The 22,125-nt window shown below is 67.1% G+C and carries 16 protein-coding genes and 2 pseudogenes; 10 read left to right on the plus strand and 8 right to left on the minus strand.

Features of this window, described 5'->3' with window-relative positions; all coding sequences use genetic code 11:
• Positions 1–29: 29 nt before the first annotated feature.
• Together ACYJP6_RS05765 and ACYJP6_RS05770 are read right to left on the minus strand one after the other, a co-directional pair.
• On the minus strand, positions 30–1,373 hold the full coding sequence (locus tag ACYJP6_RS05765) for an MFS transporter (protein WP_459474104.1): 1,344 nt from the start codon (positions 1,371–1,373) through the stop codon (positions 30–32).
• A gap of 134 nt (positions 1,374–1,507) precedes the next feature.
• A complete protein-coding gene (locus tag ACYJP6_RS05770; protein ID WP_459474105.1) occupies positions 1,508–2,644 on the minus strand; it encodes an iron-containing alcohol dehydrogenase in 1,137 nt (378 codons plus the stop codon).
• 221 nt (positions 2,645–2,865) lie between these two features.
• On the opposite strand from ACYJP6_RS05770, the gene ACYJP6_RS05775 reads away from it, so the two are divergent.
• The 3 genes and pseudogenes from ACYJP6_RS05775 to ACYJP6_RS05785 form a co-directional block, all read left to right on the plus strand.
• A complete protein-coding gene (locus ACYJP6_RS05775; protein WP_459474106.1) occupies positions 2,866–3,615 on the plus strand; it encodes a carbon-nitrogen hydrolase family protein in 750 nt (249 codons plus the stop codon).
• Between the two features lie 229 nt (positions 3,616–3,844).
• Positions 3,845–4,951: pseudogene (locus ACYJP6_RS05780) on the plus strand (cache domain-containing protein); the annotation flags it as partial.
• A 288-nt stretch (positions 4,952–5,239) separates the two neighbouring features.
• A pseudogene (locus tag ACYJP6_RS05785) lies at positions 5,240–5,812 on the plus strand (methyl-accepting chemotaxis protein); the annotation flags it as partial.
• 50 nt (positions 5,813–5,862) lie between these two features.
• On the opposite strand, the gene ACYJP6_RS05790 reads toward ACYJP6_RS05785, so the two are convergent.
• The 3 genes from ACYJP6_RS05790 to ACYJP6_RS05800 all read right to left on the minus strand — a co-directional run bounded on the left by ACYJP6_RS05790 (position 5,863) and on the right by ACYJP6_RS05800 (position 9,436).
• Positions 5,863–7,836 carry a BCCT family transporter gene (locus ACYJP6_RS05790; protein ID WP_459474107.1) on the minus strand — a complete coding sequence of 658 codons (1,974 nt, stop codon included), beginning with the start codon at positions 7,834–7,836 and terminating at the stop codon, positions 5,863–5,865.
• Positions 7,837–7,957: 121 nt separating this feature from the next.
• Positions 7,958–8,815: an AraC family ligand binding domain-containing protein gene (locus ACYJP6_RS05795; protein ID WP_459474108.1), complete on the minus strand. Its 858-nt coding sequence runs from the start codon at positions 8,813–8,815 to the stop codon at positions 7,958–7,960.
• 18 nt (positions 8,816–8,833) lie between these two features.
• The gene (locus ACYJP6_RS05800) at positions 8,834–9,436 is read right to left on the minus strand and encodes a LysE family translocator (RefSeq protein WP_459474109.1); all 603 of its coding nucleotides are present in this window, start codon (positions 9,434–9,436) and stop codon (positions 8,834–8,836) included.
• Between the two features lie 140 nt (positions 9,437–9,576).
• On the opposite strand from ACYJP6_RS05800, the gene ACYJP6_RS05805 reads away from it, so the two are divergent.
• The 6 genes from ACYJP6_RS05805 to ACYJP6_RS05830 all read left to right on the plus strand — a co-directional run bounded on the left by ACYJP6_RS05805 (position 9,577) and on the right by ACYJP6_RS05830 (position 17,010).
• Positions 9,577–10,611: a LacI family DNA-binding transcriptional regulator gene (locus tag ACYJP6_RS05805; protein ID WP_459474110.1), complete on the plus strand. Its 1,035-nt coding sequence runs from the start codon at positions 9,577–9,579 to the stop codon at positions 10,609–10,611.
• An 87-nt stretch (positions 10,612–10,698) separates the two neighbouring features.
• Positions 10,699–12,057: an MFS transporter gene (locus ACYJP6_RS05810; RefSeq protein WP_459474111.1), complete on the plus strand. Its 1,359-nt coding sequence runs from the start codon at positions 10,699–10,701 to the stop codon at positions 12,055–12,057.
• 24 nt (positions 12,058–12,081) lie between these two features.
• The gene (locus tag ACYJP6_RS05815; protein WP_459474112.1) at positions 12,082–13,233 is read left to right on the plus strand and encodes an L-talarate/galactarate dehydratase; all 1,152 of its coding nucleotides are present in this window, start codon (positions 12,082–12,084) and stop codon (positions 13,231–13,233) included.
• A 73-nt stretch (positions 13,234–13,306) separates the two neighbouring features.
• Positions 13,307–14,752, plus strand: coding sequence for a sensor histidine kinase (locus tag ACYJP6_RS05820; RefSeq protein WP_459474113.1), 1,446 nt, complete (start codon positions 13,307–13,309; stop codon positions 14,750–14,752).
• Positions 14,737–16,074 carry a sigma-54-dependent transcriptional regulator gene (locus ACYJP6_RS05825; RefSeq protein ID WP_459474114.1) on the plus strand — a complete coding sequence of 446 codons (1,338 nt, stop codon included), beginning with the start codon at positions 14,737–14,739 and terminating at the stop codon, positions 16,072–16,074. Before ACYJP6_RS05820 ends, ACYJP6_RS05825 begins: the two co-directional genes overlap by 16 nt.
• A 153-nt stretch (positions 16,075–16,227) precedes the next feature.
• The gene (locus ACYJP6_RS05830) at positions 16,228–17,010 is read left to right on the plus strand and encodes a hypothetical protein (protein ID WP_459474115.1); all 783 of its coding nucleotides are present in this window, start codon (positions 16,228–16,230) and stop codon (positions 17,008–17,010) included.
• Here ACYJP6_RS05830 and ACYJP6_RS05835 read toward each other — a convergent pair whose 3' ends face one another.
• The 3 genes from ACYJP6_RS05835 to pcaB all read right to left on the minus strand — a co-directional run bounded on the left by ACYJP6_RS05835 (position 17,011) and on the right by pcaB (position 21,124).
• Entirely contained in the window at positions 17,011–18,231 is a 1,221-nt protein-coding gene (locus tag ACYJP6_RS05835) for a pyridoxal phosphate-dependent aminotransferase (protein ID WP_459474116.1), read from the minus strand.
• A gap of 139 nt (positions 18,232–18,370) precedes the next feature.
• Positions 18,371–19,696, minus strand: coding sequence for a cation:dicarboxylate symporter family transporter (locus ACYJP6_RS05840; protein WP_459474117.1), 1,326 nt, complete (start codon positions 19,694–19,696; stop codon positions 18,371–18,373).
• 72 nt (positions 19,697–19,768) lie between these two features.
• Positions 19,769–21,124, minus strand: a complete 1,356-nt coding sequence (gene pcaB / locus ACYJP6_RS05845; protein WP_459474118.1) for a 3-carboxy-cis,cis-muconate cycloisomerase — start codon at positions 21,122–21,124, stop codon at positions 19,769–19,771.
• Positions 21,125–21,235: 111 nt separating this feature from the next.
• On the opposite strand from pcaB, the gene ACYJP6_RS05850 reads away from it, so the two are divergent.
• Positions 21,236–21,958 (plus strand): GntR family transcriptional regulator, encoded by a 723-nt coding sequence (locus tag ACYJP6_RS05850; protein ID WP_459474119.1) that lies wholly within the window; start codon positions 21,236–21,238, stop codon positions 21,956–21,958.
• Positions 21,959–22,125 lie beyond the last annotated feature (167 nt).

Consider the following 22,125-nt stretch of genomic DNA (forward strand, 5'->3'; position numbering starts at 1 on the left):
GATTAAAAGGCGCGGCTTTCGCGGCCTGGTCACTCGGCCAGCAATCCGGCCTTGGATGGCGTGGGCTGCCGTGTCACCCACAGCATCAGCGCGGCGCACGCCAGCAGGCAACCCCCGAGCAGCATCAGACCAGCTTGCGCCGAGCCGAACAGGGTGGTCAGCAGCCCCAGCAGATAGGGTCCGGCGAAGCCGCCCAGATTGCCGAAGGAGTTGATGATGGCGATGCCGGCGGCCGCCGCGGCACCCTGCAGGAAGGCCCCGGGCAGGCCCCAGAACAGCGCGATGGCACTCAGGCTGCCACCCACGGCGAGGGCGACACCCAGGATCATCAGCAGCAATTGCTGGGGGAAGGCCGCACAGAGGATCAGACCGATGCCGGCCAACACGGACATCAGGGCGCCATAGGTGCGTTGGTTACCGCTGCGCTGAGCCTGGCGAGTGACCCAGACCATGGTCGCCGCACCGAACGCATAGGGGATGGCGGTGATGAGACCTATGTCCAGGACCGAGGCCACCCCGGCATTCTTGATGATGGTCGGCACCCAGAAGTTGATGCCGTAGTTGCCGAGCATCAGCAGGACGTAGATGACCGTCAGCAACCAGATGATGGGCAGGGCGTAAAGGCGCTTGAGCGCGATGCGGGGCTTTTCCGCAGCCTCCACGGCCAGGCGCCGAGTCAGCTCGGCCTTTTCTTGCACGCTCAACCACCCGGCACTCTGGATGCCGTTATCCAGCAGGCAGAGCACCACCACCCCGATCACCACGGCCGGTATCGCCTCGATGACGAACATCCATTGCCAACCGGCCAAGAGGCTGTTGCCCCCCATGTAGTACATGATGGCGCCACTGAGCGGACCGCCAAAGATGAAGGACACCGGATTGCCGAGGATGACGATGGCCATCATGCGGCTGTGCAGCGCCGCGGGGAACCAGTAGGTCAGGTAGAGGATGACTCCGGGAAAGAAACCCGCCTCGCACACCCCGAGCAGGAATCTCAGGCCATAGAAGGTCATCTCGTGGCTGATACCCAGCAGCTGGGCGATGCGCCCGGTGAAGGCCATCAGCGAGGAGACCAGGCCCCAGGTAATCATGATGCGCGCGATCCAGACCTTGGCACCCACGCGATGCAGCATCAGATTGCTGGGGACCTCGAAGAGGAAGTAACCGATGAAGAAGATGCCGGCGCCCAGGCCATAGGCCGCATCGGACAGGCCGAGATCACTGAGCATGGCTAGCTTGGCGAAGCCGACGTTGACTCGATCGAGATAGGCGATGATATAGCCGAGCAGCAGCAACGGCAGCACTCGCCAGGCGACCTTGCGATAGAGCGGATCGAACTGCACCTTGGCTACTGAGGTATCGAGGTTGACCATGATGTTTCGCGTCCTTTAGTTGTTGTGATTGTCGCGAGGGTGTGGCGGAGGCGTCGCCTGCCTCCAGCCCCGAACGGATTCGAGGCCAGGGACGACACTGAAGCGAAGAACCTTGGGCGGCGGGTGTCAGGACCTCAGAACGAGGCCTCGATCAGCTGGGCGTAGTCATCCGCCGTGGCTTCCCGGGGATTGGTCTTGTGGCTGTGATCGGCCAGGGCACCGGTCACGATGCGCGGGATGAGTGCCTGGTCGACGCCCATCTGCGCCAGCCCCGTCGGCAGGCGCAGGGCTTCGGCCTTGTGCGCCAGCGCCTGCTCTACCGACAGCTGCGCCGGCAGTTGCATGGCCTGCGCGAGGCGCTCGATTTTTTCGTCGCGGACCACCGATGCTGCGCTCCGGTTGAAGGCCACCACGGCCGGCAGCAGCACCGCATTGAGGGTGCCATGGTGCAGGCGCGGATCTATGCCGCCCAACGAATGACTCAGGCTGTGCACGCAGCCCAGGCCCTTCTGGAAGGCCAGAGCCCCCTGCAGCGAAGCGCTGAGCATCTGGGTACGGGCCTCCAGATTGTTCGGCTCGTTGAAGGCCAGCTCCAGGTTGCGCCAGGCCCGGCGCAGGCCGTCCAGCGCAATACCCTCGGCCGGCGGATTGAAGCCAGGCGCCAGAAAGGTCTCGATGCAATGAGCCACCGCGTCCATGCCCGTCGCGGCGGTCAGGTGCGGGGGCAGGCTGAGCGTCAGCAAGGGATCGCAGATGGCCACCCGCGGGATGACATGGGGCGAGAGGATGCCGACCTTGCGGCCATCATCAAGGATGATGATGGCACCGCGTCCCACTTCGCTACCGGTCCCGGCCGTGGTCGGAATGGCCACGATGGGCACCGTGGCGGCGGTGGTTCGCGCCAGACCGCCCTCTATCAGCGCGAACTGTTTCAGCGGCCCCGGATGGCGCGCGGATACCGCGATGGCCTTGGCCAGGTCGATGGGCGAACCCCCACCGACGGCGATGATGCCGTCGCACGCCGCTTCGAGGAAACAGGTTACACCCTCGCGGGTAGCGGCCTCGGTGGGATTGGCCGGAGTCGCATCGAACACCTGGTAGGCGGCCAGGGGATTCAGGTCTACCAACTGATCGATGAGACCCGCTGCCACCACGCCCCGATCGGTGACGATCAGCGGCCGCCGGAATCCCAGGCGCGCGCTGACGTCAGCCAGCTCGGTAGCACAGCCCGCCCCAAAGCGGATTTCCGTTACATAGTTGATTATGGCCATGACCCGTCCTGTTATTCTTCAAATTGATAGACGGCCCGACTATAGCGACGCCCTTCCGCGCCAAATACTGAGAGCTGGCGATAGCGCTATAACCTGGAGTCAACCCAAACGGGCTCAGGTGTCGCACCCTGCGGCTGTGGGAGCTCGCTCACTGGCCTGGTACCCTCGGGTTACCCGGTCCGACGCTCTTCCCAGCGTTTCAGCCCGCCTGCGGAGTTGCCATGCCCACCCTCACCCTCGCCGCCGCCCAGTCCACCTCGGTCGCCGGCGACCTCGCCACCAATCTGCGTACCCATCTCGATTTCATCGCCGCGGCGGCCGACGCCAAGGTGGATGTGCTGCTGTTTCCCGAGCTCTCGCTGAGCGGCTATGAGCCGGACCTGGCGGCGAGCTTGGCACTGGCGCCCACCGACGTTCGCCTGCTGCCATTGCGCGAGGCCTGTCGCGCAGCCGGGCTCACCGCCGTGGTCGGGGTGCCCATCCAGGGCGCCAAGGGCCTGCAGATCGGCGCCCTGATCCTGGCGGCCGACGGCAGCTGCCGGGTCCATACCAAGGAATACCTGCATCCGGGCGAATCCCCGCCCTTCGTGCCGGGTAGCGGCGGTGACCTGCTGGAGCTCGGTGGCTTGCGCGGTGCCCTGGCCATCTGCGCCGACAGTAATCATCCGGCTCATGCCGATGCCGCCCGCGCCCGGGGCGCCGACCTCTACCTGGTCTCGGCGGTGATCGGCGCGATGGGCTATCCCGCCGATAGCGCCCAGCTGGCAGGGCATGCGCGCCGACTGGCCATGCCGGTGCTCATGGCCAACCACGGAGGGCCCACCGGCGGCTATGCCTGCGTGGGTCGCAGCGCCTGCTGGCTGGCGGATGGACATTGCCTGGTCACCGCGCCCGGGGAAGGCCACTGGCTGGTGGTGACTCGCCTGGAGGAGGCGCACTGGCATGGCGAGTGCCTGCCGGTACGGAGCTGAGCGACGCAGCCAGAATTGCTGACGAAAAGTTGGACGACAGGTCATTTCACGACCCGTTTCCAGCCTCGGTATCCCGTCAGGCCTGCGACTAAAGGTCACACGTCAGACGCCGATAAGGCTCTGACATCCTCGTTCAGAACACCGCCAAGGATGCCTTTCGCAGCGTGAACGACGCTGTAACCGCAGGAGCGACACCATGGCCTTGAACACCATTCGGACCCGCTACACCATGATCTTCCTCGGTTTCATCGGCGCGACGCTCGCGGCCACCGTCATCGGCATTCGCCTGTGGGTGACGCCGGACCTAGTCGCCGCCGGTGAATCCGCCGTGCTCACCCGCGTCAACGAGGTGGGCACCCGCATCTATCGCGAACTCAACCAGATCCAGGCGCAGCAGCGATCCATCACCCAGACCGTGCCGCTGCTGGACAGCGCCGCCATCGACCGGGTGCTGCCCGGCCTGGTGGACCAGTATGGCGATGCCAAGGTGTTCGGCGGCGGCATCTGGCCGCTGCCCAATCAGCGCGAGCAGGGCCGCGACAAGTTCAGCACCTTCTATCACCGCGATGCCGGCGGAAAGCTGATCGTCAACACCCACTGGAACTCCCCCGAGTCGCTCAACTACTGGGAGCAACCCTGGTTCCAGGCTGGCCTCAAGGCTCCCGCCGGCCAGTGCGTCTGGGCGGCCGCCTACAAGGACGCCGCCAGCGCCGAGCCGCGCACCAACTGCGCCATGGCCATCCAGCGCGACGGCAAGGCTTTTGGCGTCTCGACCATCGACCTCACTCTGGGCTTCTTCAACCCCCTGGTGGACAGCCTGCGCAAGGAACTCGACGACACCGACATGATGATCGTCGAGGCCGACGGCAAGATCCTCAGCAACCTCAGCGAACTCGGTGATTCACAGATCCTGAACAACGTCTCGGCCTATGCCGCCCGTTCGCCCTTCGTCGCCGCCATCCAGCAGAACCTCGGCAAGCTCAAGGGCGAAGCCGTGGTGCGCGACACCTATGTCGACGAGCACGGCACGCCCCACACCTTCTTCCTGCGCCCGCTGGCCGGCACCCCCTGGCTGCTGGCCACGGCGCTGCCCACCTCGCTCATCGCGGCGACCAACACCGGTATCCTCAAGACCCTGGCGGCGATCCAGCTGCCGCTGGTCCTGCTGCTGGTAGGCATCATGGTGCTGGCGCTCGGCAAGCTGATGGGTCGCCTGGGCCTGCTGCAACGCAACATCGAATCCCTGTCCGCCGGCGACGCCGATCTGACCCGGCGCATCCCGGTGCACGGCCAGGACGAGGTGGACGCGGTGGCCGGCGCGGTCAACGGCTTCATCGGCTATCTGCAGCGGCTGATCGGCGAGGTGGGCGACGCTACCGACCGCATCGACACCGGTCTCAAGCAACTGCACGGCCAGGCCCAGCAGAACGGTGCCATCCTGGCCCGCCATGCCAGCGAGACCGACCAGGCGGTGACCGCCATCACCGAGATGAGCGCCACCTCCGACTCCGTGGCGCGCAGTGCCAGCGACACCGCCACCCTCACCCAGGCCGCCAACGGCCAGGCCGAGCGTTCCCGCGCGGTGGTCCAGCAGGCCTCGGCCAGCGTGCTGGCCCTGGTGGATCAGGTGGAAGACGCCACCCTCAAGGTGCAGGCCATGCAGAGCGATGCCCAGCGCATCAACGACGTGCTCGGGGTGATCGGCGGGATTGCCGGCCAGACCAACCTGCTGGCGCTCAACGCGGCCATCGAGGCGGCCCGGGCCGGCGAACAGGGTCGCGGCTTCGCAGTGGTGGCCGACGAGGTCCGCGCCCTGGCCGGCCGTACCCAGCAGAGCACCGCCGAGATCAACGAGATGCTCAACCGGTTGCAGCAGGGGGTGAGTTCCGCGGTCGCGGCCATGGAAATGACCAAGGCCAGTTGCCAGAGCACTGCCGAGCGCACCCGCGAGGTCACCGAAGGCCTGGACGAGATGAGCGGTTCGGTGGTGCGCATCAGCGATCTCTCGACTCAGATCGCCGCAGCGGCCGAAGAGCAGAGCGTGGTGGCCGGCGAGATCAACCAGAACATGGTTGCCGTGCGCCATATCGTCGACGACCTGGTCACCAGCGGTCAGCGCACCGCCGAGAGTACCGCGGCGGTGCAATCGTCCAACGAGCAGCTGATCGCGGTGGTCCGGCGCTTCCGGGTGAGGTGACCCGAGCGCCGCAACATGAAAAAACCGGGCACTGCGCCCGGCTTTTTCGTCTAGCCCACCAGATGCAGGAAGTGCATATGGCGCTCGTACTGGTCGAGGATGTCGCCGATGACGTCTTCGCGCGACCAGCCCATGACGTCGTGGTCCTGGCCGCCTTCGCGTAGGTAGACCTGGGCGCGGAAGTACTTGCGCTCCTCGCCGGGCTCGCTGCCCATGACGAAACTGGGCATGGCGTAGGCATGGGGTCTGACCTGGTAGACGAACTCGGGCTGCTCGGCCGGACCGACATACAGCCGCACCCCGCCATCCTCGCGGTCTTCCACGCCACAGACATAGCCCTGCTTGCGCCATTCCTCGGCCACCGCCAGGCAAGCCGGCTTGGCCACCTCGCCGATGAAGCGCACCACGTGATTGCGCCGCGGAAACATCGCCATGCCGCGCAGGCGGCGCTGCCAGCCGCCCGGCGTACGGGTGGTGGGCGGGGTGAGACTCAGCGACTGATGGCGCAGGCCACGCTTGGTGGCGTCCAGCTTCAGCGCCTTGAGCAGGCCATGCATGCTGAACAGCAGGGCGAGGGTGAACGGCAGGGCACTGGCGATGGTGGCGGTCTGCAGGGCCTTGAGACCATCGGCCAGCAGCAGCGCGATGGCCACCAGCCCCATGCTGGCGCCCCAGAACACCCGCTGCCAGACCGGCGTCTGGTCCTGGCCGCCGGAGGCCAGCATGTCCACCACCATGGCGCCGGAATCAGCGGAGGTGACAAAGAACACCACCACCATGACGATGGCGATCAGCGAGATCACGCTGGCGAAGGGGAAGTGCTCGAGAAAGGCGAACAGCGCCAGGGAGCTGTCCTGGGACACGGCGTCGGCCAGGTCGGTGAGGCCCTCGGTGAGGATCATGTGGATGGCCGTGTTGCCGAACACCGTCATCCACAGCAGGGTGAAACCGGCCGGCACCAGCAGCACCCCGGAGACGAATTCGCGGATGGTGCGGCCACGGGAAATCCGCGCGATGAACAGCCCGACGAAGGGCGACCAGGCCAGCCACCAGCCCCAGTAGAACAGCGTCCAGCCGCCGATCCAGTCGGTGGGTCGATAGGCGTTGAGGTTGAGGGTGCGGCTGACGATCTCGCTGAGATAGCCGCCGGTGTTCTCGACGAAGGTCTGCAGGATCAGCACCGTCGGGCCGAGGATGACCACGGTGAGCATCAGCAGCACCGCCAGCCCGAGGTTGAGCTCCGACAGCCGCCGCACGCCCTTGTCCAGCCCCGAGACCACCGAGAGGGTGGCCAGCGCCGTGGTGATGACGATCAGGCCGATCTGCACGGGCGTGGACACCGGCACGCCGAACAGCACGTTGAGTCCGGTATTGATCTGGGAGACACCGAAGCCCAGGGAGGTGGCGACGCCGAGCACCGTGCCGATGATGGCGAAGATGTCCACCGCATGGCCGATGGGACCATAAATGCGCTCGCCGATCAGCGGATAGAGCGCCGATCTAAGGGTCAGCGGCAGGCCGTGGCGGTAGCTGAAGTAAGCCAGGATCAGGGCGACGATGGCGTAGATCGACCAGGCGTGCAGGCCCCAATGGAAGAAGGTGATGCGCATCGCCTGGCGTGCGGCCTCCACCGTCTGGCCTTCGGCATAGGGCGGATTGAGGAAGTGCATCACCGGTTCGGCGACGCCGAAGAACATCAGGCCGATGCCCATGCCGGCGGAGAACAGCATGGCGAACCAGGTGGTATTGGCGTAGTCCGGCTCGCTGTGGTCGGGGCCGAGCTTGATGTCGCCGTAGCGACTGAGGCCGAGGAACACCACGGTGCCGAGGATGATGGCCACGGCGAGGATGTAGAACCAGCTGAGGTTGGTGATGATCCAGCCCTGGATGGCGGCGAACAGCCACTGGGCATTGGCCTGGAACAGGCTGGCGTAGAGCACCAGCGCCAGCAGCAGCAGGGTCGAGGTCCAGAAGACCGGTGGACTGAAGGTGGGGCGAGCGGCGGATTCTCCCTGGCCGGTCATGAAGAGGGCTCCTGTGTATGAAGTGCGCACAGGTTGACTGCCCTCGCCTCTGATCGTTTCGCTGGCGCCGCCGCTGGCCGGGGCCTCTGCGGCGCGGCGGCGGCCGTCGAGCGCCGCCGGGCTAGCCGCCTGGCGCCGCGTCCAGCCCAGCGCCCACGGGGGCTCCGGCCAGTCCGCGGAACCAGCGCGCGGGCGCTATCCCGAAGGCCTGGCGGAAATGTCTGGACATATGACTCTGGTCGAAGAAGCCCGCCTCCACCGCCGCCTGGGCCAGGCCCATCCCCAGGCGCACCTGCAGCCGTACCCGATCCAGCCGCCGCAGGGTCAGGTAGCGGTGCGGACTGGTGCCGAAGTAGGCGCGGAAATCCCGGGTCAGACTCCAGCGATCCCGACCGGCGCAGCGCGCCAGGTCGTCGAGGGTAACGGCCTGGTCGAGATGGTCCTCCAGGTATTCACGGGCACGCAGGGCGGCGCCGAAGTCGACCCGACCACGACTGGGCCAGGCCTGGCAGACCTCGGCCAGGGTGGCGACCAGCCCGAACAGCGCATCGTCGCGCCCCAGGGCATCGGGGCGTTCGTCGAGGGCGGCGAACACCGCGTCGGTGGCGCGAGCCAGACGCGGATCGAGGGAAACGCCCTCGCGGTGGAACGGCAGCGGCCGCCCGCCGAGGATGTCCTGCACCAGCGCCGGCGGCACATAGAGCATGCGATAGCGAAAGCCGCAGGCGGCCCCGGCGCGGCCGTCGTGGACCTCGTCCGGATGGAAGATCATCGTCTCGCCGGGCAGGCTGCTGGCCTTGGCGCCGCGATAGGAAAAGCTCTGCACCCCGGCCAGGGTGCGGCCGATGGCATAGGTGGCGTGGCGATGCGGATCGAAGGCATGGCCACTGAAGAAGGCCTCGATGGACTCCAGCTCGTCATGGATCGGGGTGTGGCGCACCCAGTCCGTGGCGCCGGGTAACTCGGTCGTGGTGCTCATGGCATCTCCCTGTCGAGGTCAGCCTAGCAGACCGCGCCAGGCATCGTGGAGCAACAGCAGGGCGCAGCCGACCAGACTCAGCCCCAGCAGCCGATTCACCCAGTGCAGCCCGCGCCCGCGCACCAGGTAGCGCCCCAGTCCGGCGCCGAGCAGGGCATAACCAGCCGGTGCGCCGCCCGCCGCCAGCGCCAGGGGTAAGGTGCAGAGGGCAATCTTCGCCCCGGTTATCTGGGCAGCGGGAAACATTACCGTGGCGATGGGCAGCACTGCCAGCCAGCCCTTGGGGTTGAGGCCCTGGATCAGCAGGCCACGGGTGAAGGTCAAGCGTTCCGCCGGCGCGCCCTGCCCCTCCGCAGCCGGCGGTGCGGCGGTGGCGATGCGATAGCCCAGATAGAGGCTGTAGCCCGCGCCGACCAGCGCCAGCCAGGGTAGCCACGCCCCCGCGACGACGGCCGCACCGGCATAACCCAGCGCCAGGAACATCAGCAGCATGGCGCAGCCCACCCCGGCATAGAACCCCAGCGCCCGGCGGGCCTGGCCGCGCAGACCGGCGTTCAGCCCCAGAGCGTTGACCGGACCGGGGCTGTAGATGACGCTGAAGGCATAGAGGACGATTTCCAAGGGGCACCTGCCAGGCTTCGAGAAGGAGACCCAGGCTAGCCAGCGCGCCTGGGGTCTGGCTTGTACGTCTGTGGCTGAGCACCTTGAGAGTCATCCTACAACTCGGCAATATCTGGGCTCCCCTGCCACGGAGCCCGTCCTTGTCCAGTGATCGCAACGCCCAGCCTTGGCGCAGCCGGGCCGACGGCAAGCCGCCGACGCTGAAGGACGTGGCCCGCCTGGCCGGGGTCTCGCCGATCACCGTCTCGCGCACCCTCAACCAGCCGGAGATCGTCCGCCCGGCACTGCGTGAAAAGGTCTTCCGGGCGGTACGCGAGAGCGGCTACCAGCCGGCCATGCTCACCACCGGCGGTACGCCCCAGGAGAGCCGGCTGATCGCCGTGCTGGTACCTACCATCGTCAACTCCATCTTCGCCGATACCGTGCAGGCGCTCATGCAGCGGCTGACCGAGGCCGGCCACCAGACCCTGCTGGGCCTGACCGACTACTCCGCCGAGCGCGAGGAACGGTTGCTTGAAGCCCTGCTGCGGCGGCGCCCCGACGCCATGGTACTGACCGGCACCCTGCATACCGCGGCCAGCCGGCTGCGGCTATCCCAGGCCGGCATTCCGCTGGTGGAGTGCTGGGACCAGGGTGAGCGCCCGCTGGACATGCTGGTGGGCTTTTCCCATGTCGCGGTGGGCCAGGCCGTCGCCCGGGAGCTACTGACGCGCGGTTATCGCCGCTTCGCCAGCCTGACCCTGAACGATCCTCGCGGGCGCCTGCGCCGTGATGCCTTTACCGCCGAACTGGCCTACCACGGACTGGCCGCGCCGCCTGATGTCAGCCTGCCGCCACCGGCCACCCCGGCCTTGGGTCGCCAGGGTCTGGCGCGGCTGCTCGAGGCCGATACCCGCCCCGAGGTAGTGGTCTGCAGCTCCGACACCCTCGCCCACGGCGTGCTGGCCGAAGCTCATGCCCGCGGCCTACGGGTACCAGGGGATCTGGCAGTGATGGGCTTCGGCAACCTCGCCAGCGCCGCCCACTTGATCCCGGCGCTGAGCACCGTAGATGTGCGCGGCGCCGCGATGGGCACCCATGCTGCCGAGGCGCTGCTGTCCCGGCTGGCGGGCACGGACGCACCGCAGCAACGGGATACCGGCTTCGAACTGGTCATGCGCGAGAGCACGCGCTGACGCTTGAATGATTGCGTAATCAGCTTAGCGTCCCTCAGCAGGTGCCGGCCTCGCCGCCGGTCTTGCCCGCTGAAAAGGACAATAACAATGCGCAACCCCACTGCTCCTTCGCGGCGTACCCACGTCCGCTATCTCGTCCTGGCGATGATTTTCCTGGTCACGGTATTCAACTACGTCGACCGCGCCACCCTCTCCATCGCCGCACCGGCCATGCGCCACGACCTCGGCTTCGACGCCGTGGCCATGGGCCTGGCCTTCTCCGCCTTCGGCTGGGCCTACACCGCCATGCAGATTCCCGGTGGCATTGTGCTCGACCGTTTCGGTTCGCGGCTGGTGCTGGGCGCCAGCCTCATCATCTGGTCGGCGCTGACCTTCCTGCAAGGCTACGTCGGCCTCTTCTCCTCGGCCCTGCTGGCGCTGTTCGTGCTGCGCTTTCTGATGGGCGTCGCCGAGTCGCCGGCCTTTCCGGCCAATAACCGCCTCACGGTGATGTGGTTCCCGCGCCAGGAGCGCGGTCTGGCCACTGCCATCTTCCAGTCGGCGCAGTATTTCGCCCTGGCGGTGTTCACGCCGCTGATGGTGATCCTGCTCAACCAGTTCGGCTGGGAGCACGTGTTCTTCTGGACCGGCGGCGCCGGCATCCTCATCGGCCTGCTGTGGTTCGCCACCGTGCAGGAGCCGCGGCACGACCGGCGCGTCAGCCAGAGCGAGCTGGACCACATCGAGGCCGGCGGCGGCCTGCCCGACCTGGGCGACACCCGGGCACCTTTCAGCTGGCGCACCTTCAAGGCCATCAGCGGCAATCGCATGATGCTCGGCATCTACCTGGGGCAGTTCTGCCTGACCACCATCACCTGGTTCTTCCTCACCTGGTTCCCCACCTACCTGGTCGAGGCCAAGGGCCTGACGATGCTCAAGGTCGGCCTGATCGCCGCCATCCCGCCGGTAGCCGGCTGCCTGGGCGGCGTCATCGGCGGGCTCTGGTCGGACAGCATGCTGCGCCGCGGCTACAGCCTCACCGCCGCGCGCAAGACGCCGATCATCGCCGGCCTGCTGCTCTCCAGCACCATCGTGGTGGCCAACTACACCCAGTCCATCGCCCTGGTGACCCTGGTGATGTCCATCGCCTTCTTCGCCAAGGGCGTGGGCAACCTGGGCTGGTGCATCGTCGGCGACGTCTCGCCCAAGCGCGCCATGGGCGTGAGTGGGGCGATCTTCAACTTCTGCGGCAACATCGCCAGCATCGTCACCCCGCTGGCCATCGGCCTGATGATCAACCAGCTCGGCTCCTTCGACGTGGCCCTCACCTATGTCGCCGCCATGGGGCTGCTCGGCGCCTTCTCCTACCTGGTCATCGTCGGCCCGCTCAAGCGCCTGGACCTCGGCGAACTCAACGACGAGCCATCCGCCTCCGGCGATGCCGCTCTGCCTGTCACCCGTCCCTGATTCCCCACCCTGGAGCTTCCCACCATGACCGATACCTCCTACAGCGCCGACCAGGACCGCATCGCCTGGATCCGCCTGGCTTCCGTGTTCCTGCCGCTGGCCACCCCCATCAGCGACGCTAAGGTGCTCACCGGCCGCCAGAAGCCAATGACCGAGATCGCCATCCTCTTCGTCGAGATCGAGACTCGTGATGGCCAGCGCGGCCTGGGCTTCAGCTATTCCAAGCGCGCCGGTGGACCCGGCCAGTTCGCCCACGCCAGGGAGATCGCCCCGGTGCTGCTGGACGAGAACCCCAGCGACATCCAGAAACTCTGGACCAAGCTCTGCTGGGCCGGCGCTTCGGTGGGGCGCAGCGGCCTCGCCACCCAGGCCATCGGCGCCTTCGACGTGGCCCTCTGGGACCTCAAGGCTCGCCGCGCCAACCTTTCCCTGGCGCGCCTGCTCGGCGCCCAGCGCGACTCGGTGCGCTGCTACAACACCTCCGGCGGCTTCCTGCACACGCCGCTGGAGCAACTCCTGGTAAATACCGACCTCTCCCGCGAGAAGGGCATCGGCGGCATCAAGCTCAAGGTCGGCCAGCCCGATTGCGCCCTGGACCTTGAGCGTGTCGCCCGCGTGCGCCGCCACCTGGGCGACAGCTTCCCGCTGATGGTCGACGCCAACCAGCAGTGGGACCGCCCCACCGCCCAGCGCATGTGCCGGCGCTTCGAGGAATTCAACCTGATCTGGATCGAGGAGCCGCTGGACTGCTACGACGCCGAGGGCCACGCCGCCCTGGCCGCCGCCTTCGACACCCCCATTGCCACCGGCGAAATGCTCACCAGCATCGCCGAGCATCAGGAATTCATCCGCCTGCGCGGCGCCGACTTCCTCATGCCGGATGCGCCCCGGGTCGGCGGCATCACCCCCTTCCTCAAGGTGGCCGCCCTGGCCGACCAGGCCGGCGTGATGCTGGCACCGCACTTCGCCATGGAATTGCACGTGCACCTGGCCGCCACCTATCCCACCGAGCCCTGGGTGGAACACTTCGAATGGCTGGAGCCGCTGTTCAACGAACGCCTGGAAACCCGTGACGGGCGGATGCAGGTGCCGACCCGTCCGGGTCTCGGGCTGTCCCTAAGCGAGCGGGTGCCCGGCTGGACGGCGCAGGAGGCGGAATTCGGCCAACGCGGCTGACGTCCGCTCTGGCCCGCGAACTCCGCCGGGGTGTGGCACTCTATCCAGGCCAAGGCCTGGAAGAGAGAGCCCTATGTTCGGATCGCTGCGCAGTCGCCTGCTGGCCGTGTTGCTGTTGCTCGGCGGCATGGCCATCGGGGTCGGCTGGCTGATGATCCTGCTGCTGCGCCAATCGGAAAGCGCCCAGCTCGGCCAGGCCAAGGTCGAAGCCGAGCAGGCCTGTCAGACCATCGCCAGCAGCTACCGCTTCTACAGCAACGGCTGGTCCGGGCCCAGCGCCGGCCTGGCCGATCCGGCGTTGCGCCAGGGCCTGACCGGCGTGGCCAGCGTCGCCCTGCTGCGCTATCGCGGCATGGCCGGTGGGTTGTGGCAGGAACAGGCCGGGCTGCTGGCCGACGCCAGTCCCTTCACCCTCGCCGACGCCGAGCGCCAGCACCTGGCGGAGCTCGCCGCCGCCAGTCTGGCCGAGGTGCGTGGCCTGAGCGAATCCTTCAGTGTCGACGGCACCACCGTACTGGTCGCCGCCTGTCCACTGTCCGGGCCCATCGCCAATCTCGCCGCCTGGACCCTGACCCGCCTCACCTTCGCCGACGGTAGTGGCCAGCGCCAGCTCAAGCTGGGCCTGGGCCTGCTGTTGCTGGCCCTGCTCGCCACCACCCTGCTGCTCGGCCGGCTCACCTGGCAGTGGTCGCGGCATGTCGCCCGGGTCGAGCGCGACCTCGGGGCGACCGCCAGTCACGACCTGCCGACCCTCGCCCTCACCGGCGAGCGGGAGCTGGACCGGGTGCTGGCCGCGCTCAACCAGGCCGGCCAGCGCCTGGCCCAGGCCCGCGGCGAAGCCCAGCGGCTGACCACCCAGGTACATGCCAGCGAACGCCTGGCGGCCCTCGGCCGGGTGGCCGCCGGCGTCGCCCACGAGATCCGCAATCCCCTCGCCGCCATGCGGCTGAAGGCAGAGAACGCCCTGGCCGGCGATGCCGGGCGCCAGCAACGGGCGCTGGATGCCATCCTGCTGCAGATCACCCGCCTGGACAGCCTGCTGCGCCGCCTGCTCGACCTCACCCAGCCACCCCAGCTGCAGCCGACCCGCGTCGCCCTTTCCGCCTTCTGCCAAGAGGTGCTGGCCGCCCACGAAGACCAGGCCGGGCAGCGCGGCATTCGCCTGAGCGCCCGGGTCGCGGTCGACCAGGGCCTGTTCGACCGCGACGCCCTGGCCCGTGCCCTGGACAACCTGCTGCTCAATGCCCTGCAGGCGGCGCCGGCCGGCAGCGAGATCCGCCTCGAGGCCATGGGCCGCGGCGACTGGCTGGTACTGGCCGTGGAAGACGAGGGCCAGGGTCCGCCTGCCGAGTTACGCGGCCAGCTCTTCGAACCCTTCGTCACCGGCCGCCCCGAGGGCACCGGCCTCGGCCTGGCCCTGGTCCGCGAGACCGCCCGCGCCCACGGCGGCGAGGCACGCCTGGCCGAACAACCCGCCCCTACCCGCTTCGAGATCCTGCTGCCATGCCAACCCTGCTGATCATCGACGACGACGCCGGCCTGCGCGACGCCCTCGCGGAAACCGCGGCGGACCAGGGCTACCAGGTCTTGCAGGCGGACCAGGGCGAGGCCGGACTGGCGCTGCTGCAACGGCAGACGGTGGATGCCGTGCTGCTCGACCTGCGCATGCCGGGGCTCGACGGGCTGGAGGTGCTGGCGCGCATCCGCGCGCTCCCGGCGCCGCCGGCGGTCACGGTACTCACCGCCTTCGCCAGCGCCGGCAACACCATCGAAGCCATGCGCCTGGGCGCCTTCGATCACCTTACCAAGCCCATCGGCCGCGCCGAGCTGATCCGGGTGCTGGCCGGCATGACCGCCCAGCGCGGCCCCGCCCCGGCGCCGCCCGCCACCCAGGAGGGCCATACCCTGGTGGGTGGCAGCGATGCCCTGCGCCAGGTGCAGAAGACCATCGGCCGCCTGGTGGACAGCGAGGCGACGGTGCTGGTCACCGGCGAGACCGGCACCGGCAAGGAACTGGTGGCCCGCGCCATCCACGAACATGGCAAGCGACGCGGGGCGCCCTTCGTCGCGGTCAACTGCGCGGCCATTCCGCCAGACCTGCTGGAAAGCGAGCTCTTCGGCCACGTGCGCGGCGCCTTCAGCGGGGCGACCGCCAATCGCCTCGGCGCCTTCCGCGAGGCCCAGGGCGGCACCCTTTTCCTCGACGAGATCGGCGACATGCCGCTGCCCATGCAGGCCAAGATCCTGCGCGCCCTGCAGGAACGCGAGGTGACCCCGGTAGGTGGCGCCCCGGTGCGGCTGGACGTGCGGCTGGTAGCCGCCACCCACCGCGACCTGGCCCAGCGCGTCGCCAGCGGCGACTTCCGCGAAGACCTCTTCTATCGCCTGCACGTGGTGCCCATCCACCTGCCGGCCCTGCGCGAGCGGCGTGCCGACATCCTGCCCCTGGCCGAGCATTTCCTCACCCCCAGCGGCCGGGTGCTGGCCGATGATGCCGCCGCCCTGTTGCTGCGCCACGCCTGGCCGGGCAACGTCCGCGAGTTGCGCAACGCCATGCAACGCGCCGCCACCCTGGCCCAGGGCGAACGCATCGTCGCGGCCGACCTGGCCTTTCTCCAGGCCGACGCCCCGGAGGCCCTGGTCATCGACGCCAGCTGGCCCGAGGAAACCCTGGCCGAAGCCACCGCACGCCTGGAGCGGCTGCTGATCGAGCGGGCGCTGCAACGCAGTGGCGGCAACCGCGCCGAGGCGGCCCGGCGGCTGGGGATTCATCGCCAGTTGCTCTACACCAAGCTGAGCCGCCTGGGCCTGGGTGTCGGCGAAGAAGACAACGGGGGCTAGGCTGTCCGCTTTGCCGACAGGACTGTCCGCAAGCCGGACGCCATACCTGGGCCAGAAGGTCGCTTTAAATCTCAAGCCATTGATTGATAACGAAAATAAAAGTTGGCACAGGCCCTGCAATATCCTGATCGTCAACCACCGCAGGAGTCATCCATGCCTACCAAGACCCAAACCCTCGTGATCGGGACCTTCGCCCTGCTGTCCGTCAGCGGCCTCGTCCTGGCACAGACCGCACCCGTCGGCAGCACGGCCACCACCACCGCTGCCAGCGCCCAGATTCCCACCCAGCAGGGCCAGCTCAAGCAATTCCTGATCAATCCCCGCGGCGATATCGACGGCCTGATCCTGGCCGACGGCACCGAGGTCAACACTCCGCCGCACCTGTCCGAGCAACTGGCCGCCACCTTCAAGCCAGGCGACACCATCAACGTCGCCGGCCTGCGCGCCGCCAGCCTGCCGCTGGTCCAGGCCGTGTCCCTGACCAACGTCCAGAGCGGCAAGACCGTCGTCGACCAGGGCCCCGACCGGGTCGGTGGCCCGCGTCCGCCAGCTCCTCCGGTACCTGGCGCCGAGCGCAACGGTGATAGCCTCCAGGGGCAGATCGTCCAGCTGCTGCACGGCCCCCGCGGCGACGTGAACGGCGCCCTGCTGCAGGACGGCACCGCCCTGCGCCTGCCGCCCCACGAGGCGCTGCGCCTGCAAGCACTGCTCAAGCCCGGCGCCAGCGTGGCTGCCCGCGGCGAGCTGATCGCCAATGCCCAGGGCCGGGCCTTCCGGGTCAGTGCCCTGGGCGCCGACACCAACTCGCTGCAGGCCCTGGATATTCCGCCGCCCCCGCCCGGCCCCGGTCGCCTGCCGCCGCCCCCGCCCCCCGGCGTCCAGCCGGTCGCTCCGGGCGTACAGCCGCCGGCCCCGCCCGCTCCGCCGGCCGGCTGATCAGGCCAACAGCCGCCGGGTCGCCTGGGCGATCCGGTGGCAGGCCTCCTCCAGCACCGCGCGGGAGGTGGCATAGGACACCCGGAAATACGGTGCCAGGCCGAACGCCGAGCCTGGCACCACCGCCACCCCGCCTTCGTCCATCAGGTAACGGGCGAAGGCGGTATCGCTGTCGATCAATTCCCCGCCCGGCGTCCGCCGGCCCAGCACCCCCGCACAGTTGGCGTAGACATAGAAGGCCCCTTCGGGCCGCCGCGCTGACAATCCCGGCACCGCGTTCAAGGCATCCACCACCAGATCACGTCGCTCGCGGAACAGCTCGCAGCGCTCGCGCACGACGTCCTGGGCCCCATCAAGGGCCGCGATGGCCGCCGCCTGGCTCACCGAACAGGGGCAGGAGGTCACCTGGCTCTGCACGCTGGCCATGGCCTGGATCAGCGCCCGCGGCCCACCGGCATAGCCCAGTCGCCAACCGGTCATGGCATAGGCCTTGGAAACCCCATTGATGGTCAGGGTCCGCTCGCGCAGCCGCGGCTCCAGCGCCGCCGGGGTGACGAAGCGGAAGCCGTCGTAGAGGATGTGCTCGTACATGTCGTCCACCATCAGCCACACCTGCGGATGGCGCAGCAGCACCTCCATAAGCGGTCGATAATGTTCTTCGCCATAGGCCGCCCCCGAGGGATTGGACGGCGAGTTGAGCATCACCCACCGCGTGCGCGGCGTGATCGCCGCCTCAAGGGCTGGCGCGGTGAGGCGAAAACCATCTGCCTCGCGGCACGGCAGCACCACCGGCTTGCCACCGAGGATGGCGACGATATCGGCGTAGGTCACCCAAAAGGGCGCGGGAATGATCACCTCGTCGCCCGGATCGAGGGTCGCCATCATGGCGTTGAAGATCACCTGCTTGGCACCCGCCGAGGCCGTCACCTCGTCCTGGGCGAAGACCAGGTCGTTCTCCCGCACGAACTTGCGGCGGATGGCCTCCTTGAGCGCCGGGCTGCCGTCGAGCGCGGTGTACTTGGTCTGGCCGTCACGAATGGCCTGGATCGCCGCTTCCTTGATGTGCTCCGGGGTATCGAAGTCCGGCTCGCCTGCGCCCAGCACCAGCAGATCGGCACCCTCGCGCCGCAAGGCATTGGCGCGCTCGGTGATCTTGAGGATCTCGGAGACGCCTACGGAGGCGAGGCAGTGGGCGGTGTGCAGGGTGGAAGCGGCGGCCATGACAGGGCTCCAGGCGATAGCGAAGGAAGGTGCCGGAGGCGTCCGGCAGCGTCGTCCTGCACTATCGAACCGCGGCGGCCGGCCTTCAAACGCTATAAAGGACTCACATCATTCCGCCGGGGCATGTGAGGCCTTCGCCTCACAGGGCCTGGCTCGGCTGGCGGCCTAACACCCGCACGTATTCCTGGCGCGCCTGAGTTTCGACGAATTCGCCGGACCACTTGGCCACGACCACGGTAGCAACGCTATTGCCGATGGTGTTACAGGTCGCGATGGCCATGGACATGAAGCGATAGACGCCAAACAGCAGCGCCAGGCCTTCTACCGGTAGCACGCCAATCGCGGTCACCGTGGCGGCGAACACCACGAAACTGCCACCTGACACCGCCGCTGCGCCCTTGGACGTCACCAGCATCAGGGCGACGATGCCCAGCTGCTGCTCCCAGGTCAGGGGCACACCATAGGCGTTGGCGATAAACAGCACGCCCAAGGACATGTAGATAGAGGTGCCGTCGAGATTGAAGGCATAACCGGTGGGAAGTACTAAGCCGACGCTCTGCTTGGAGCAGCCGAACTTTTCCAGCTTTTGCAGCAGTCGCGGCAAGGCGCTTTCCGAGGAAGCTGTCCCTATGACGATGAAGACCTCGTCCTTGATGTACTTGAGGAAGCGCCAGAGGCTGAAACCGGCCAGCCGACACACGGCGCCCAGGATGACGAAGATGAACAAGGCCACTGCGACGTAGAACATCAGCACCAGATTAGCCAGCGACAACAGCACTGCGGTGCCGTTGCTGCCAACGGCATAGGCCACCGATCCGAAGGCGCCGATGGGAGCGAACTTCATGATCAGGTTGATGAACTCGAAGAAACACTCCGACACCCGGTTCAGGCCGTCTTCTACTACTTCGCGGCGCTCTTGCTTGAGCGCCAGCAGAGCGAAGCCAAACAGCACGGCTATGACCAGTACCTGTAGCAGCTGGCCACCGGCGAAGGCGCCGACGAAGTTGTCCGGAAAGATGCCGTAGATGAAGTCCTTGGTGGACATGGGTCCCTGGGCACCCTTGGCGATGGCAGCACTCGCAGCAGCTGCAGTACTGCTGCTGGGGTGGCTGCCGTACATGTTGGAGCCAATGCTGAGCAGATTGCCCCAGATCAGGCCCAGCGCCAGCGCCAGGGTAGACACCACCTCGAAGTAGACCAGTGCGCGCCAACCCACCTTGCCCACGCGCTTGATGTCTCCTGCGGACGCAATACCGTGCACCACGGTGAAGAACACCAAGGGCGCCACGGCGGTCTTGATCAATTTCAGGAAGATGTCGCCTAGAATCTTCAGGGAAGCTGCGAAGTCAGGGAACACCAGCCCGCAGACGATGCCCAGCATCATCGCGGCGACGACTTGGAAGGTCAGGTCCTTGTAGAAGGGCTTTTTGCTAACGGCAGGAGCCGTGTCGGTAGCTGCTGACATGGTATCGATCTCGTTGTTGTCATTATCGAATCGAAGCGAGACGCGCCGGCGCTGTTCCGGCGCGAGCGGGATTTAGCGCCGTACCGAGCCCGGTCGAGCCAGAGCGCGATCAACCATCTCGGGCGCCAGGCCCAGGTAATTAGCGGGATCGGTCAGGCGCTCCAGCTCGGCACGACCCAGGCGATCGCTGATGTCGCTGCGCCGCAGCAGCGCGTCGAGGAGGCTGACGTTTTCGTCATTCGCCACTCGACAGGCCTCGTAAACCACATCATGCGCAACCTGACGACCCAATTCGGGCGCCAGCCCCATCATCACCGCCTCGGCGACGATCAGGCCTCTGGTCATGTCCAGGTTCTGGCGCATGCGTTCGGTACGAACATCCAACCCGCCAAGCATGAATTTCGCCTGGTACAGAGAGGCCCCGGTAAGCGCAAAGGCTTCGGGAATGGCCACCCACTCTGCCTGCCAGGGGCCGGTGGAACGCTCGAAGTCCTGGATCATGGCGTCGAGCATCAGGCCAGCCTGCTGACGCACGCCCTTCGCAGCGGCATACATCAGCTCACAGGAGATGGGGTTGCGTTTCTGCGGCATGGTGCTGCTGGCACCACGGCCCTTGACGAAGGGCTCATAGGCTTCGCCCAGCTCGCTGGTCATCATCATCATCACGTCCAGCGCAACCTTTCCCAGCGAGCCAGTGATCAGCGCCAGCACGTTGAGCGCCTCGGCCAGACCGTCACGAGCCACGTGCCAGGTAGCCTGAGGCACATGCAGGTCCAGCTCTTCCATCAGCGCTTCCTGGACCTCCAGGCCCTTGTCGCCCAGCGAGGCCAGGGTCCCGGCGGCACCGGCGAACTGTCCTACGAGAACTCGCTGACGCATTTCCACAAGCCGCTCTGCGTGGCGATCGAACATGCTCAACCAGACCGCACACTTGTAGCCAAAGGTGATGGGCAACGCGTGTTGCAGGTGGGTACGACCGGCCATGGGGGTGTCGCGGTAGCGCTCGGCGAGTCCAGCCAGCAGACCCCGGACAGCCTGAACATCCCGCTCCACCAAGGCCAACGCCGCCCGAACCTGGAGTACGACAGCGGTATCCATGATGTCCTGGGTGGTGGCCCCCCAATGCACGTAGCGCCCCGCTTCACCGCAGATCTTCGAAAGCTGCTCCACCAGCGGCAGAATCGGATAGCCGACGATTTCCGTTTCGTGCTGCATGAGCGCCAGATCCAGCGCTTCGAAGCGTGACTTGGCAGCGATCTCTTCAGCAGCGGCAGCGGGAATGACCCCACAGCGAGCCTGGGCTCGAGCCAGGGCGACCTCGACCTCGATATAGCGCTCGATCAGCGCCTGATCGGAGAAAACGCTACGCATCTCGGCGGTGCCGAACATGTCGCGGAAGAGCACGGAGTCATAAACGGTGGTGGACATGCTACGAGCCTCGTTGTCGTCTTATATGGCGTACATTTGAATATGTACGGACATATTCAAAACACGCGTAGTGCTAGACTGTCAACCCGTCCGTTTCGAGATTTCGCCGCGATGAACCAGGCGCTGTACAACGTGGTTGCCAACGACCTGCTGGAGGGCATCGCCTCCGGGCGCTATCCCGTGGGCAGCCTGCTGCCGACCGAACTGGAGCTGTGCGAGCAGTTCGCAGTTAGCCGCCACACGGTGCGGGCCGCCATCACCCAGCTGCAGCATCAGGGTCTGGTATCACGGCGCAAAAGGGTCGGCACTCGTGTCGAGGCTCCTCCCGTCAGCGGCTACACTCACGCCTTGCAATCCATGGAAGACCTGGCCCATCTGGCGGAAACCCAAACCCGGGAAATCCGCGAGACCGAGCGACTGGTGGCTGACCGCGACCTGGCCAGACGCCTCGGTCTAGAGCCTGGTGGACGCTACTGGCGGATTTCCAGCGTGCGCATCGACAACCAGCAGCGTGGCGCCCCGCTCTGCTGGACCGATGTCTACTACGACGAGCGCTATGACCGGATCCACGCCTTGGCCGAGGCCAATCCGGGCCAGCTGATCGCCAGTCTTATCGAACGCCACTATGGCCAGCGTGTAGAGGAAGTGGACCAGGAGGTACGGGCCGTACTTCTGACATCTGAACTGGGCGAGCGCCTGGAAGCGCCTACCGGTAGCCCGGCATTGCGCATCCTTCGTCACTATCGGGGGCATCGTAGCGAGCTGCTGGTGACCTCGGTGACTACCCATCCAGACGATAGATTCACCCTTACCCTCAAGGTACGCCGCACCTAGGATGCTTCTGCAGTTCGCGCGGACTGAGGGCGATTAAGCGCCTCGACCAGACCTGTCAAAGCGAGACCAAGGCGCAGCATGACGCCGTTCGGATGGTCTACCGCCGCGGTCGACAAAGCGCTATCGCGCTGTGCCTTTGAGCTTCGATCACCATACTGGAACGGCGA

The organism is Pseudomonas sp. No.117, assembly GCF_054558395.1.